This is a genomic window from Micromonospora sp. NPDC049559 (assembly GCF_040676675.1).
Classification (GTDB): Bacteria; Actinomycetota; Actinomycetes; order Mycobacteriales; family Micromonosporaceae; genus JBFAPK01.
Map to the genome: position 1 here is coordinate 73,895 of NZ_JBFAPK010000012.1, position 12,938 is coordinate 86,832.

Here is a 12,938-nt window from a genome sequence, read left to right on the forward strand (position 1 = left end):
GGCTAACCTGAGCAGCCGACCCGCTCCAGCGTGAGCACCCTTACTCATCCCCCGGCCGGCCCGCCTCGGAAAGCATGCCCCCATGTCCCATTCGCCGCGCAACAGCAACCCCGCGGGCCCGCCGGTGCCCCTGTCCGGCGGGCCGACGTCCCCCGCACCGACGTCCGGCGCGCCGCTGGCCGCCTGGCCGGCGTCCGGCCCGGCTCGGGTCGGCATCACCGCCGTCGGCGTGAGCCTCCCGGACCGGGTGGTGGAGACCGCCGAACTCCAGGACCGGGTGGCGCGCGACAGCGGGCTCCCGCTGCCCGCCGGCATGTTCGCCCGTACCACCGGGATCGAACGGCGCCGGGTCGCCCGCGACGGGGAGTACGCCTCGACCCTGGCCGTACGGGCCGCCCGGGCGGCGCTGGCCGACGCCGGCCGGGAGCCGGGCGACGTCGACCTGCTGCTCTTCGCCTCCGCCAGCCGAGACATGATCGAGCCGGCCACCGCGCACATCGTCCAGGCCGAACTGGGCAGCCGGGCACACGCGCTGGACCTCACCAACGCCTGCAACAGCTTCCTCAACGGCATCGACGCCGCCCGTTCCTTCGTCCTGGCCGGTCGCGCCCGGCGGGCCCTGGTGGTGACCGGCGAGACCCCCACCCGGGCGATGCGCTGGCAACTGGCCGACCTCGCGCAGGTCCGCGCCGCGTTCGCCGGCTACACCTTCGGCGACGCGGGGGCCGCCGTGCTGGTGGAGCCGGTACCGAGCGGCGGCATCCTCGACGTCGACACCGAGACCCACTCGGAGCACTGGCGGGTGGGCGGCATCCCGGGCGGCGGGTCGCGGCACCCGCGCGGCGACGAGCACACGTACTTCCACGGCGACGGGCACGCGCTGCGCGAGGTCTTCGAGCGGATCGGCGCCGGCATCCTGGCCCGGGTACGCCGCCGCACCGGGCTGGACTGGTCCGACTACGCCCGGGTGCTGGTGCACCAGGTGACCCTGCCGTACCTGGAGCGCTTCGTGGAGGTGACCGGGGTGCCGAAGGAGAAACTGGAGGTCACCGTCACCGAGTTGGGCAACGTGGCCAGCGCCACGCTCGGCGTGCAGCTGGCCCGCAGCGCCCCCGGTCTGCGCCCCGGCGACCGGGTGTTGCTGATCGGGCTCGGCGGCGGCGTGAGCCTCATGACCATGGTCTGGGAGAAGTCGTGACCGCCCCGGAGGCCGCGGGCCCGCACGAGGCCACCGGACGGCCGGACGGGACCGGGACGCGGGCGGTCCGGGCGGACGGGCGGGACGGGCGGCTCTGGGTGGTGGTGCCCGCCTTCGACGAGGCGACCCGCATCGGCGGGACCCTCGACGCGCTCGCCGCACAGACCGACCTCGACTTCACCCTGCTGGTGGTGGACAACGGCTCCACCGACGGCACCCCGGGAGTCGCGCACCGCTTCGCGGCCCGCGCCCCGATGCCGGTACGGGTGATCTCCGAGCCGGAGAAGGGGGTCGGCTGCGCGGTGGACACCGGCTTCCGGTACGCCATCGCGCACGGCGCCGCCCTGCTGGCCCGTACCGACGCGGACTGTCTGCCGGAGCCCGGCTGGGTCGCCGCCGCGCGGGCCGCGCTCGTCGGTGGCGCGGAGATGGTCTGCGGCCGGATCGTGGCCCGCCGCGACGAGCACGGTCCGCTCGGGCGGGCCGGCTTCCGGGTGCTGGTCGCGCTGGCGGCGGCCTTCGGGCGGCTACGCCCGGCCCACCGGGGCCCCGGCTACCGGGTGCCCTACCGGATGCACGCCGGCAACAACATGGCCATCACCGCCGGGCTGTATCTGGCGGTCGGCGGCATGCCCCGGCGCCCCTCCCCCACCGACCGCGCCTTCCTCAACCGGGTCCGGCGGGGCACCGCCGCCATCGGCCACAGCCGGGCCATGGTGGTGCAGAACTCGACCCGCCGGCTGCGGGCGTACGGCCTGCGCCGCACCGCCACCTGGTACCTCGGTCGCGGCAGCGGCCCGCTCACCCCGGACCCGCGCTGATGCTCGACGAACTCGCCGCCGCGCTGCGCCGGCACCCCGACCGTCCGGCGGTGCTCACCGCCGGACCGACCGGCCGCGAGCGGGTACGCGCCACCCGGGGCGAACTGGTCGACCTCGCCGACGGGTATGCCGCCGCGCTGCACGCCCGGGGGCTCGGCCCCGGCGACACGCTCGGGGTGGCGGTACGCCCCGGCGCCCGCGCGCTCGCGCTCATGCTGGCCGCGTACCGGCTCGGCGTGCGGATCGCCGTGCTGGACCCGTCGGCCGGCCCCGACGTGCTCACCGCCCGGCTGGCGCTGGCCCGGCCGGCGCTGGTGGTGGCCGACGCGGCGGCGCAGGCGGTGGCCGGCTGGGCCCGGCCGCTGGGCCGCCGGGCCGGGCTGCACCTGCCGCCGCTGGCCGACCTCGGCCCGGTGCTGACCGTCGGGCGGCGGCTGCCCGGCTGTGCCCCGGCGCTGGAACCGGTGGGCGGACCGGCCCCCGACCGGACCGGCACCGACGGGGACACGGTGATCATCTTCACCTCGGGCACCACCAGCCGTCCCCGGGCCGTGGTGCACGGCCGGGCCGGGCTGGCCGCCGCGATGCGCGCCGCCGCCGAACTGGTCGACGCCCGGCCCGAGCGACCGCTGCTCGGCGGCACCTTCTTCGTGCTGGTACCGGCCCTGGCCAGCGGGGCTCCGGTGGCGCTGCCGGCCCGGCGGCCCCGGGTGCTGGCCCGCCAGCTGGCCCGGTTGCGCCCGCAGGCCACCTACCTGACCCCACCCCAGCTGCGGGCCCTGCTCGCCGAGCGGCCCCGGCTCAGCGGCGCGGTCTACAGCGGCTCCGCGCCGGTCAGCGCCGCCCTGCTGGACCGGGTCCGCCGGGCCGGCGCCGACTCCGCCTGGGGCGTGTACGCGCTGACCGAACTCTTCCCGGCCGCCGCCGTCGAGGCGACCGAGAAGGCGGCGTTCACCGGGGACGGGGACCTGGTCGGCGCGCCGCTGCCGGGGGTACGGGTCCGTACCGACCCCTCGGGCGAGCTGCTGCTGACCGGGCCCGGGCAGGCCGACCGCTACCTCGGCGAGCCGCCGTGGCGGTGGCTGCGTACCGGCGACGTCGGCCGGCTGGTCTCCGACCGGATCGTCCTGGGCGGACGGTGCAAGGACATGGTGCTGCGCGGGGCCGAGAACATCTACCCGGGCCTGTACGAGCCGGCGCTGCACGTGCCCGGTGTGGAGCTGGCGGTGCTGGTGGGCGTACCGGCCGGCGACGGGGACGAGCGGCTGGTGGCGGTGGTGCAGGCCGAGCCGGACGCGGACCCGGTGCGGCTGCGCGCGGCGCTCGGCCCGGTGCTGGACCGGATGGGCGCGGCCCGGCCGGACGAGTTGGTCTTCGCCCCGGTGCCGACCGCCGGACGGTCCCGTAAACCCGACCGGGCCGCCGCGTCGGCGCTCGCCGCCCGGCGGGTGGGGACGGTGCCCCGGTGAGCCGCGCCCGGCGCCGCGACCGCCGCGTCTACCTGCGCAGTCACCCGGTGCTCTTCGGACTGCTGGCCGCCACCCGGCACCGCCCGGTCCGGCGGCTGGGCCGCACGGTGCTGGTGCACGGGCGCGAGGCGTACCTGGAGGCGCTGACCCGGGTGCCGCTGGACCGGGCCGCGGCCGGCACCACCGGCGGCACTGCCCGCCGGCTCGCGGAGGCCGGGCTCCTCTTCGACCAGGACGGTACGGGTCACCGCCACGCCCGCCGGGCCCTCGGCGACGGGCTCGGCGCGGCCGGGGTCGACCGGCTCCGCCCGGTCTGGTCGGCGGTGCTGGACCGCCGGCTCGCCCCACTGGCCGCCGGAGAGCCGCTGGACCTGGTACCGGTGGTGGCCGAGCTGGCCGGGGCGACCACGGCCGCGCTGCTCGGCGTCGCGGTGGATCCGGTGGCGCTGGCCCGGGCCGCCCGGCGCGCCGCCGCCACCGCCGCCCGCGAGGAGTTGCCCGGACCGCCCCGGCCGGGCGCGCGCCGGGCCAGCCGCGCGGCGGCGGCCGAGCTGTCCGCCCTGCTCACCGCGTCCGGCGGGACCGGCCTGCTCAGCGCTCCCGGGGGCAGTGGCCTGCTCACCGCGTCGGGCGGCACCGGGTGGCCCGGCCGGGTCGCGGCCGTTGCCCGGCCCGGGGGCGCGGTTGGGGCCATGCTGGCGGTGGCCGCGGTCAACACCACGGTCGCGGCGATCCCGCGCGCGGTCGCCTGGTGCGCCGACGACCGGCTCTGGGACGCCGCCACCGCGCCGACCCGGGACGCGCTGGTCGCCGAGCTGCTGCGGGTCGTCGCGCCGAGCCCGCTGCTGCCCCGGGTCGCGGCCGGACCGGGCCGGGCCGGCGGTTGCCCGGTACGCGCCGGGGACCGGTTGGTCCTGGTGGCCCGGCACGCGGCGGGGGCGCACTCGGCCGATCCGGACTGCGCCGACCCGGCCCCGGCGCGGGTCGCCCAGCTCGTCTTCGGTGCCGGACCGCACGCCTGTCCGGGCGCCCGGCTGGCCCGGGCACAGCTCGCCGACGTGCTGGCCGCGCTGGCGCCGTACCGGCCGGCGGTGGTCCGGGCCCGCGCCGACCGCCGCGCCGCGCTGCCCGGCTGGGCCTCGCTCGTGCTGCGCCCGACGGCGGGACACCGGGAGGCGGCGCGGTGACCGGGGACGGCGCGTTGACCGGCGGCGGGTTGATCGGGGGCGGGTTGATCGGGGGCGGGTTGATCGGGGGCGGGTTGATCGGGGGCGGGTTGATCGGGGGCGGGTTGATCGGGGGCGGCGGGTTGACCGGGGACGGCGGCGCGTTGACCGGCGGCGGCGGTGTGCGGCTCGACGGGGCTCGGATCGCGGTGACCGGCGCCGGCGGCTTCTGCGGCGCGGCGGTGGCCCGGGCGGCGGCGCGCGTCGGCGCCGAGGTGGTCTGCGTGGGCCGCCGGCCCGGCCCGGTCGGCCGACACCGGTTCTGGGACGCCACCGGCGCTCCCCCCGACCTCACCGGCGTGGACGTGGTGGTGCACCTGGCCGCCGCGGTCGGCGACCCGGTGCCCGGCCGGGCCGCCGAGGCGGCGTACCGGGCGGTCAACGTGGGAGGTGCGGCCCGGTTGATCGCCGCGGCGTCCGGCCGTCCGCTGGTCTGGGTGAGCAGCGCCAGCGTGTACGACCCGCGGGTACGCCCCGCCGGCCCGGTGCGCGAGGACCACCCGGTCGGCGGCCAGCGCAGCGCGTACGGGCGGACCAAGGCGGCGGGCGAGGCGCTGGCGCTGGCGGCCGGCGCGGTGGTGCTGCGCCCCCGGGCGGTCTACGGGCCGGGCGACCCGCACCTGCTGCCCCGGCTCCGGGCGGCGGTGCGTGGCCGGTTGCTGCCCGTCCCCGGACCGGACGCGCCGATGAGCCTGACCGCGGTGGAGAACCTCGCCGACGCCTGCCTGCTCGCGCCGGGGTGGCCCGCCGGGGCGTACAACATCGCCGACGCGCGGCCGTACCCGCGCGACGCCACGCTGCGGGCGGCGCTGGCGGCGGCGGGACGGCCGGTGCGGGTCGTGCACGTGCCGGTGGCGCTCGCGATGGGCGCCGCCGCCGGGGCGACCGGCCTGGCCCGGCTGCGCGGCGCGGGCGCGCCTCGGCTGACCCGGTACGCCGTCGAGCAGCTGGCCCGCCCGCTGGTGCTGGATCTGGAGCGGGCGCTGGCTCGGGGTTTCCGGCCTCGGCGCTCCTTCGCCGATCACCTCGGTACGGATGATCAGATCGGGTAAGAATGGGGCATGAACGCTCCCATCGTGCCCGACAGTCACGCCGATCTCCTCGAACGCCCGCTCTTCGCCCACCTGGCGACCGTGCGGCCCGACGGATCACCGCAGAGCAATGTCATGTGGTTCACCTGGGACGGCTCGCGCATCCGGATGACGCACACCAAGAACCGGCAGAAGTTCCGGAACCTGGAGCGGGACCCGCGGGTGGCGCTCTCCGTGGCTGACCCGGACGACCCGTACCGGTTCCTGGAGGTGCGCGGCGTCGTCGAGAAGATCGACGACGATGACGAGGATGCCTCGTTCTACCGCTTCCTGCAGGAGCGGTACGGCAACGTGTACCCGATCAACGACGCCCCGGTACGGGTGGTCGTGACGATCCGCCCGGAGCACTTCGTCGCCGTGACCGGCGGCAGCCCGCAGCCGGCCGGCCGGCGGTAGCGACGGCCCGGTCGGCGCGCCCCGTCCGGTCCGGGGCGGGCGGCGCTCACGCTACTGCCCGGAAACAGGCCCCTCCCGAGCCACGGAGGGAACTGGATCCGGGCAGTAGCACGATCTCGAGCGGCGCGGCCCACGGGTCGGCGCGAGTCACGGGTCAGTGCGGCCCGATGCCGGCCAGGACGGTGGCGACCAGCCCGTCCACGAACCCCGGCGGTATCCGCAGCTCGGCGGCGGACTCGCCGCGCAACAGGCGCGGCAGGATCAGCTCGTGGCAGGCCCCGATCAGCATGGTGGCCGCGACGTCCACGTCGGCGTCCGGGGCGAGCCGGCCGAGGTCCCGCTCGGCGCGCAGGTAGTCGGCCAGCTCGCTCCGCAGGCCCCGGCCGGCCGCCATCGGGTTCGGCAGGGCGGCGAGGCGGGCCAGGGTGTCGGGGCGGGCCAGCAGCCCGGCGAAGGCGGGCAGGATCGCCGCGTGCAGCGCCAGTCCCCGGTCGAGGTAGGCCCGCAGGTTCCGCTCGACCGTGTCGCCGCCGGGGCGTACGGCCAGCTCGCCGAGCGCCCGTTCGGCGCTGCGCACGTGCGCGTGCAGCGCCTGGGCGAGCAACTCCTCCTTGTCGCCGAAGTGGTTGTAGAGCACCCCGTCGGCGACCTGCGCCTCGCGGGCGATGTCGCGTACCGTCAGCCCGGCGGTGCCGCGCCGGGCGATGAGTCGTTCGGCCGCGGCGATCAGGTGCTCGCGCAGGTCACGGTCGCCGCCGCGCAGCGCCGCCGCCCTCCTCGGTGACATCGGGACATGCTATTCGCCCGCGCGTACGGCCCGGACCAGCCAGGCGGTGCCCCGCAGTCGTACGGCGTCGGGCTGCTCGTACGCGCGCAGTGCCTCGGTCAGCGCCCGCCGGGCCCGCTCGGCGACCTCGGCGTCCACCTGGCTCAGCAGGTGCCGTACCGGTCCCCAGGTGCCGAGGAACCGTCCGGCGTCCCCGGCGTCGCGGCCCCAGACCTGCGGGGCCGACACCGCGGTGATGTCGATCTCCGTGAACCCGGCCGCGGTCAGTACCTCCCTGGTCCGGGCCGGATCGGCGAGCGAGAGCGGCCCCGGAGCGTCCCGCCCGGCGCCCCCGCTGCCGGCGGCGGCGGCCGGAGCGGCGGCGCGGGCAGCGGCGCCAGCGGCGGGGTGGCCGGCCGGCAGCTGGTCGGTCAGCGCCGCCAGTACCCGCCCCAGGTCCGTCCCCGCCATCCGGTCGAGGCAGAGGAACGCGAGCCGGCCGGCGGGGCGCAGCGCGCGGGCGATGTTGCCGAAGGCGGCCACCGGGTCGGCGAAGAACATGATCCCGAACCGGCTCAGCGCCACGTCGAAGGCGGCGTCCGGAAAGGGATGCGCCTGCGCGTCGCCCTGCTCGAAGGTCACGTTCGGCACGCCCGTCTCGACCGCCGCCGCACGCGCCCGGGCCAGCATCGGTGCCGACAGGTCGACCCCGACCGCCTCCCCGCGCGGGGCGCGCTCCGCCGCGAGCCGGGTCACCTGTCCGTTGCCGCAGCCGATGTCGAGCACCCGGTCCCGCGCGCCGATGCCGGCGGCGTCGAGCAGGGCGTCGTTGAAGCCGCTGTTCACGGCGTCGTACCGGGTCCAGTTGTCGGCCCAGTGGTTGCCCTCGTACCCGTTCCAGGCCGCGGCCTGCTCGGTGTTGACGACGGTGGTCATGGTCCCCCTCCCACGAGGCTCCGGCTCGGCCGGAACTGCGACGACGATTAGTGAACGCGTGTTCATGAACAGGCGTTCATGATGCGACCGCAGACCATCCACTGTCAACGGACGCCTCGCACCCCACCCCGTCGCACTTCCGACCCGGGCACTTCCGCCGTACCGACCACCGGCCGCAACGTCGTAGAGTTACCGAAACGTCGCTCTCGGCTCCGGGACGGGGAACAATGTCTCCACGCTGGACCGTCGCGGTCCTCGCCCTGCTCGGTCTCCTCGCCCTGGCCTGCGAGGGCTCCGCCGGCGCGGGATCGGGCCCGAGCGATCCCGGCCGGCCCAGGCCCGGGACGCCGGGTTCGATCGCCGCGCTCGGCGACTCGATCACCACCGGCTTCGGCTCCTGCGTGCTGCTCGCCTCCTGCACCCGCAACTCGTGGTCCACGGGAGACGGTCTGCGGGTCGAGAGCCACTACCGGCGCCTGCAAAAAACCAACCCGGCGATCCGCGGGCACGCGCACAACGCCGCCGCGCCGGGCGCCCGCGCGTCCGCGCTGCCCGCGCAGGCCGAGACGGCGGTACGCGCCAAGGCGGAGTACGTCACGATCCTGATCGGCGCGAACGACGCCTGTCGCGGCACGGTCGACGCGATGACCGGGGTCGACGAGTTCCGGCGCGACCTCGACCGCGCCCTCAAGGTGCTCAAGCAGGGCCTACCCAAGGCCCGGGTGCTGGTGCTGAGCCTGCCGGACCTGAACCGGCTCTGGGAGGTCGGCCACACCGAGTCGAGGGTCACCCGGATCTGGTCGCGGGGCATCTGCCCGGCCCTGCTGGCCAATCCGACGTCGACGGCCGAGGCGGACCGGCGGCGCCGGGCCGCCTTCGCCGACCGGATCGACGCGTACAACCGGCAGCTCGCCGCCGCCTGCCGGGCGTACGGGTCCCGCTGCCGGTACGACAACGGCGCCGTACACCGGGTCCGGTTCACCCTCGACCTGGTCAACCCGCTGGACTACTTCCACCCGAACGTGGCCGGCCAGAACCGCCTCGCCGAGGTCAGCTGGGAGAACTCCGGCTACTGAGCGGCCGGGCGCATGTCGCCGGGGCCACGGGGTACTCGCCGTGCCGTCCCGGCGCACGCCGGTACGCAGGCTCCCGCGCGGCACGTGCCACCGCGGATCGGGCGGAGGGAACGGCTGGGGTGAGCAGCGACAGCACCGCGAGCGGCGCGACGTCCGGTACCGCCCGGCGGGGGCGTCTCGGGCCGAACCTCACCCTGTTCCTGCTCGCCTCGGTCCTCGTGTCATTCCTCGCCTCCTCGTTCGCCCCGACCCCCCTCTACCCGACGTACCAGGCGGACTGGCACTTCTCGCCGATCACCACCACCGTCGTGTTCGGGGTCTACGCCGTCGGGGTACTGGGCTCGCTGCTGACCTTCGGCAAGCTCTCCGACCACCTCGGGCGGCGACCGGTCCTGCTCGGCGCGATCGTGGTCCAGATGGCCGCGCTGATCATTTTCATCCTCGCCAACGGCGTACCCGCGCTGCTGGCCGCCCGGATCGTCCAGGGGCTCGCGGCCGGCGCCGCGATCGGCGCGATCGGCGCCGCCATGCTCGACGTCAACCGGGCCCGGGGCACGCTCGCCAACTCGATCGCGCCGGGGATCGGGACCGGCACCGGCGCGCTCCTGTCGGCGTCGCTCGTCCAGTTCCTGCCCGCACCGACCCGGCTGGTCTACATCGTGCTGCTGGTGATCCTGCTGGTGCAGACCGTCGGGGTGGTCCTGATGCCGGAGACGGTCACCCCGATGCGGGGCGCCCTGCGCAGCCTTCGGCCGGAGATCAGCCTGCCCCGGACCGCACGCGGATCGGTGCTGGCGGTCGCCCCGGTGCTCTTCGCCGGATGGTCGCTGGCCAGCTTCTTCGGCGCCCTCGGCCCGGCGCTCGTCCGCGTGCTCGGCCCGACCTCGATCGTCTTCGGCGGGGTGGCGGTCTTCGTCTTCGCCATGATCTCGTCCGGCACCGTTCTCGTGCTGCGCAACGCGCCCGCGCGGACCGTGCTGCTCACCGGAATCGTCGCCCTCGTCCTCGGCATGATCATCACGATGTTCGCGGTCAACGGGCACTCCGTCGCCGCCTTCTTCGTCGGCATCGCGCTCGGCGGGGTCGGCTTCGGCGGTACGTTCCAGGGCAGCATCAAGAGCGTGATGCCGCTGGTCGAGGCGCACGAACGGGCCAGCGTCCTCTCGCTGCTCTACATCGTCTGCTACGTCGGTCTCGGCCTGCCCGCCGTCATCGCCGGCTATCTCGTGGTGCACGGCGGCGGCCTGCCCCGCACCGCCGACGAGTTCACCCTCGCCGTCATCGCGCTGGCCGTGATCGCCCTGCTCGGCCTGCGCGGAACCCTCCGGAGACCGGCGACCTGACCCGCCGCCACGCCGCCGCACCGCCCGGCGTCCGGCGTCCGGCGTCCGGCGTCCGGCGTCCGGCGTCCGGCAATCAGCGTGCCCGGGGGGCCGGTCGCGCTCGGAAGGCCGCGCACGGTCGAGCGCCCGGTCACGGGTTGCCGGTCACGACCGGCGCTCGGGAGGTCGCACGGCCAGTCACCGCTGCCGGGGTGGGCGGCCCGCCTCGATCGCCCTGGGCCGGTACAGCGCCTCCGCCCGCCGGGCCAGGTCCCGGGTTGCCGAGGAGTTCGCCCACGTGCCGAGGATGATCGCGGCCCCCGGGATAATCTTCGCGGCGACCCGCTTCGCCGCCCGGATCCCGGCCATCTGCGCGAGCTTGACGCTCAACCGCAGCAGCGCCTGCCGCAGCGGGGTGTTCGAGCGCTGGAACAGGGCGGCGGCGCGCTCCCGGCCGGCCGCGACCCCGAGGGCCAGCCGGGCGGTCTCGGCGACCTTGTGCACCCGCTGGAGGACCAGCAGGTCCGTGGCCCGGTCGGGGTGCACCGGATCGGCGCCGTACGCGGCGGCGATGTGCAGCACCATCCGAGCCTGGGTCCACGCCAGCACGCCGACGTCGAGGATGGCGCCGGGCAGCCCGGCCGCGCCGGAGACGGCGCCCGAGAGGCGGGCGTGGGCGAGGAACCGTCCCGCCGCGAGCCGGGCGAGTTCCTCGGGGTGGAGGTCGGGTCGCTGCGCCCGGTTCCGCTCGGCCCAGTCGCGCGCCTCCGGACCCAGCCGCCGGACCGCCTCCAGGGCCAGGTGCTCCGGGGCGTACTGCGGATCGTCGCGCATCCGGTCCCAGAGGCCGGGCGGCGGGGCCGCGGCCTCGTCCGGGATCGCCCCCGCCGGAGCGGGATCGGCGGCGGCCGGTGACCGGTCCCCCGACCCGCCGGCCGGCGCCGGTTCCACCGCCTCCGGCGCGCGGCTCTCCGGGACGCGCCCCGGCTCGGCGGGGCCTTCCGGGGCGGCGCCCCGCTCGGCGCGGCTCTGCGACGCCGGGCCCTGCGACGCGCGGTGCTGCGGATCGCGGCCGTTGGGCGCCGCCGGAACGTCGTCGGTACCGCCGGTCGAGGTCTGCTCGGTCACGTCTGCTCCAGGGGGATCGGAAACGGCGGACGGTGGCCGGTCGGCCGGTCAGCGCCGACCGGAGAACCGGGCCAGGACCCGGCGCAGCCGCTGCTGGGTCTCGGGCTTGGCCAGTTCCCGCCGGCCCCGTTCGATCATCATCTGTCCCCGGGGCGAGCCGAGGAAGGTGCGGATCCGCTGCACGAGCGTTGGCATGTCGGTCCTCCTGTCTGGGTCGTCCCGGTATCTACCCGCGTCGACCCGGTGCCACACGCCGGGCGTGGCGACCGACTCCCATCATGGCGAAAAGAGTCCACCCCGGAGATCACCTCGCCCCGCCGGCCGGGCGGGGACGGTACCGGGCCCGGCGCGGCGGGAAACGATCCTCGACCCGCGTCGGGGAGTCGGCGTCACCGGCTCCCCGACGCGCGCCCGGCACGCGCCCGCGCCGCGTTCGGTCCCCGGGATCGGGTGGGTTCCCCGGGGACCGGGCGCGTCACTGCCAGCCCGGCACGATGGCGTCGACGACCTGCGTGGCGGCCCACTCGTGCTGGGCGTAGAGCCACCCGAACGCCGAGACCTGTACGGCCTGGGCCGCGTCGGTCAGCGGCATCTGCTGCCACCCGGGGATCTGGGCCAGCGCGTTGAGGAACTGGGCGGTGGCGTACGCGGGGTCCATGAGCTTGCCCACCGGCCCCCAGCCGCTGCTGCTGCGCTGCTGGAACAGCCCGACCGAGTCGTGGTCCCAGCCGACGCCCTGGTGCGGGTAGTCCATCGACTCCGGCAGCACGCCGCTGGCCAGGTTGTAGAGGTTGCTCTCCTGCATCGCGGTGGCCACCGCGATGATCAGCGCGCGGCGGGGCATGTGCATGTCCCGCCCGGTCCGCACGATCGCCTTGGCGTTGTCCATCTGTACGCCCGTGAGGCCGGCCACCGGTCCGGGGTCGACGCGCTTCGGGGCGGCCTCCTCGGCCGGGGCGGCGGGGGTGGCGGAGTCGGCCACGTCGGGGTCGGTGGTGGCCCGGGTCGCCGGCGGGGCGTCCGGCTCGGCCCGCTGCGCCCGGGTCGCGGCGCGGGCCGCCTGGTCCCGCCGGGCCAGTTCCGACTGGGCGGCGGCGGGCTCGGCCTTGGCCACCTGCCCCTCCGGCGCGGACCCGGCCTGGGCGAAGGCGGCGAAGCCGAGGCAGCAGACCGCGCCCGTGGCCAGGGTCAGCCGGACGTCGCGCCGGCCGAAGAGCTTGCGGGTCCGGCTGCCGGCCGGCGTGCCGGCCAGGGCGACGAGCCGCCGGCGGGTGGCGTCTTCGAGGTCCTCGATCCGGTCGCCGGAGCGGGCGGCCACGGTACGGAGCCGGTCGCGCAGCCGGGCGGCCCGGCCCGGTCGACCCCCCGTCGGTACGGACGAGGGGGCATCCTCCGTTCGGCCGGTGGAAGCGGCGGCGCCGTACTTGTCGTCAAGTGAGTCGTCGTCACGCATCCGACGAGGCTAGGCAGGTCAAACCCCGAGTTCACCGGCCGGTAACGTGGCCCTTG

Annotated in this window: 13 protein-coding genes; 8 read left to right on the forward strand and 5 right to left on the reverse strand. The window is 76.6% G+C overall.

Going from position 1 to position 12,938, the window contains the following annotated elements; all coding sequences use genetic code 11:
• Positions 1–82: 82 nt before the first annotated feature.
• Genes AB0J86_RS15850 through AB0J86_RS15875 form a run of 6 tightly spaced genes read left to right on the forward strand, consistent with a single transcriptional unit; the run spans position 83 to position 6,201 of the window.
• Positions 83–1,198, forward strand: coding sequence for a ketoacyl-ACP synthase III (locus AB0J86_RS15850; RefSeq protein ID WP_363857568.1), 1,116 nt, complete (start codon positions 83–85; stop codon positions 1,196–1,198).
• On the forward strand, positions 1,195–2,019 hold the full coding sequence (locus tag AB0J86_RS15855; protein WP_363857570.1) for a glycosyltransferase family 2 protein: 825 nt from the start codon (positions 1,195–1,197) through the stop codon (positions 2,017–2,019). The genes AB0J86_RS15850 and AB0J86_RS15855 overlap by 4 nt, the downstream gene beginning before the upstream one ends.
• Positions 2,019–3,488, forward strand: coding sequence for a class I adenylate-forming enzyme family protein (locus AB0J86_RS15860; RefSeq protein WP_363857572.1), 1,470 nt, complete (start codon positions 2,019–2,021; stop codon positions 3,486–3,488). The genes AB0J86_RS15855 and AB0J86_RS15860 overlap by 1 nt, the downstream gene beginning before the upstream one ends.
• Complete coding sequence (locus tag AB0J86_RS15865; protein WP_363857574.1) at positions 3,485–4,675, forward strand: cytochrome P450; 1,191 nt, start codon at positions 3,485–3,487, stop codon at positions 4,673–4,675. The genes AB0J86_RS15860 and AB0J86_RS15865 overlap by 4 nt, the downstream gene beginning before the upstream one ends.
• Positions 4,672–5,766 carry an NAD-dependent epimerase/dehydratase family protein gene (locus tag AB0J86_RS15870; RefSeq protein ID WP_363857576.1) on the forward strand — a complete coding sequence of 365 codons (1,095 nt, stop codon included), beginning with the start codon at positions 4,672–4,674 and terminating at the stop codon, positions 5,764–5,766. Before AB0J86_RS15865 ends, AB0J86_RS15870 begins: the two co-directional genes overlap by 4 nt.
• 9 nt (positions 5,767–5,775) lie before the next feature.
• Entirely contained in the window at positions 5,776–6,201 is a 426-nt protein-coding gene (locus AB0J86_RS15875) for a PPOX class F420-dependent oxidoreductase (protein WP_363857578.1), read from the forward strand.
• Between the two features lie 154 nt (positions 6,202–6,355).
• Here AB0J86_RS15875 and AB0J86_RS15880 read toward each other — a convergent pair whose 3' ends face one another.
• Both AB0J86_RS15880 and AB0J86_RS15885 read right to left on the reverse strand, forming a co-directional pair.
• Entirely contained in the window at positions 6,356–6,988 is a 633-nt protein-coding gene (locus AB0J86_RS15880) for a helix-turn-helix domain-containing protein (protein WP_363857580.1), read from the reverse strand.
• Positions 6,989–6,997: 9 nt separating this feature from the next.
• The gene (locus AB0J86_RS15885; RefSeq protein WP_363857582.1) at positions 6,998–7,903 is read right to left on the reverse strand and encodes a methyltransferase domain-containing protein; all 906 of its coding nucleotides are present in this window, start codon (positions 7,901–7,903) and stop codon (positions 6,998–7,000) included.
• A 227-nt stretch (positions 7,904–8,130) separates the two neighbouring features.
• On the opposite strand from AB0J86_RS15885, the gene AB0J86_RS15890 reads away from it, so the two are divergent.
• Together AB0J86_RS15890 and AB0J86_RS15895 are read left to right on the forward strand one after the other, a co-directional pair.
• Positions 8,131–8,979, forward strand: a complete 849-nt coding sequence (locus AB0J86_RS15890) for a GDSL-type esterase/lipase family protein (RefSeq protein WP_363857584.1) — start codon at positions 8,131–8,133, stop codon at positions 8,977–8,979.
• Between the two features lie 119 nt (positions 8,980–9,098).
• Positions 9,099–10,322: an MFS transporter gene (locus tag AB0J86_RS15895; protein WP_363857586.1), complete on the forward strand. Its 1,224-nt coding sequence runs from the start codon at positions 9,099–9,101 to the stop codon at positions 10,320–10,322.
• A gap of 177 nt (positions 10,323–10,499) precedes the next feature.
• On the opposite strand, the gene AB0J86_RS15900 is transcribed toward AB0J86_RS15895, so the two are convergent.
• From AB0J86_RS15900 to AB0J86_RS15910, 3 genes are all read right to left on the reverse strand, one after another.
• Positions 10,500–11,180, reverse strand: coding sequence for an EcsC family protein (locus tag AB0J86_RS15900; RefSeq protein ID WP_363857734.1), 681 nt, complete (start codon positions 11,178–11,180; stop codon positions 10,500–10,502).
• Positions 11,181–11,477: 297 nt separating this feature from the next.
• Entirely contained in the window at positions 11,478–11,624 is a 147-nt protein-coding gene (locus AB0J86_RS15905; protein WP_363857588.1) for a hypothetical protein, read from the reverse strand.
• A 280-nt stretch (positions 11,625–11,904) separates the two neighbouring features.
• The gene (locus AB0J86_RS15910; RefSeq protein ID WP_363857590.1) at positions 11,905–12,882 is read right to left on the reverse strand and encodes a peptidase M23; all 978 of its coding nucleotides are present in this window, start codon (positions 12,880–12,882) and stop codon (positions 11,905–11,907) included.
• Between the last annotated feature and the right edge of the window lie 56 nt (positions 12,883–12,938).

Coding starts and splice junctions, on each gene's coding strand:
- AB0J86_RS15850 (WP_363857568.1), top strand. CDS start 83: ATGTCCCATTCGCCGCGCAACAGCAACCCCGCGGGCCCGCCGGTGCCC.
- AB0J86_RS15860 (WP_363857572.1), top strand. CDS start 2,019: ATGCTCGACGAACTCGCCGCCGCGCTGCGCCGGCACCCCGACCGTCCG.
- AB0J86_RS15875 (WP_363857578.1), top strand. CDS start 5,776: ATGAACGCTCCCATCGTGCCCGACAGTCACGCCGATCTCCTCGAACGC.
- AB0J86_RS15880 (WP_363857580.1), bottom strand. CDS start 6,988: ATGTCACCGAGGAGGGCGGCGGCGCTGCGCGGCGGCGACCGTGACCTG.
- AB0J86_RS15885 (WP_363857582.1), bottom strand. CDS start 7,903: ATGACCACCGTCGTCAACACCGAGCAGGCCGCGGCCTGGAACGGGTAC.
- AB0J86_RS15890 (WP_363857584.1), top strand. CDS start 8,131: ATGTCTCCACGCTGGACCGTCGCGGTCCTCGCCCTGCTCGGTCTCCTC.
- AB0J86_RS15905 (WP_363857588.1), bottom strand. CDS start 11,624: ATGCCAACGCTCGTGCAGCGGATCCGCACCTTCCTCGGCTCGCCCCGG.
- AB0J86_RS15910 (WP_363857590.1), bottom strand. CDS start 12,882: ATGCGTGACGACGACTCACTTGACGACAAGTACGGCGCCGCCGCTTCC.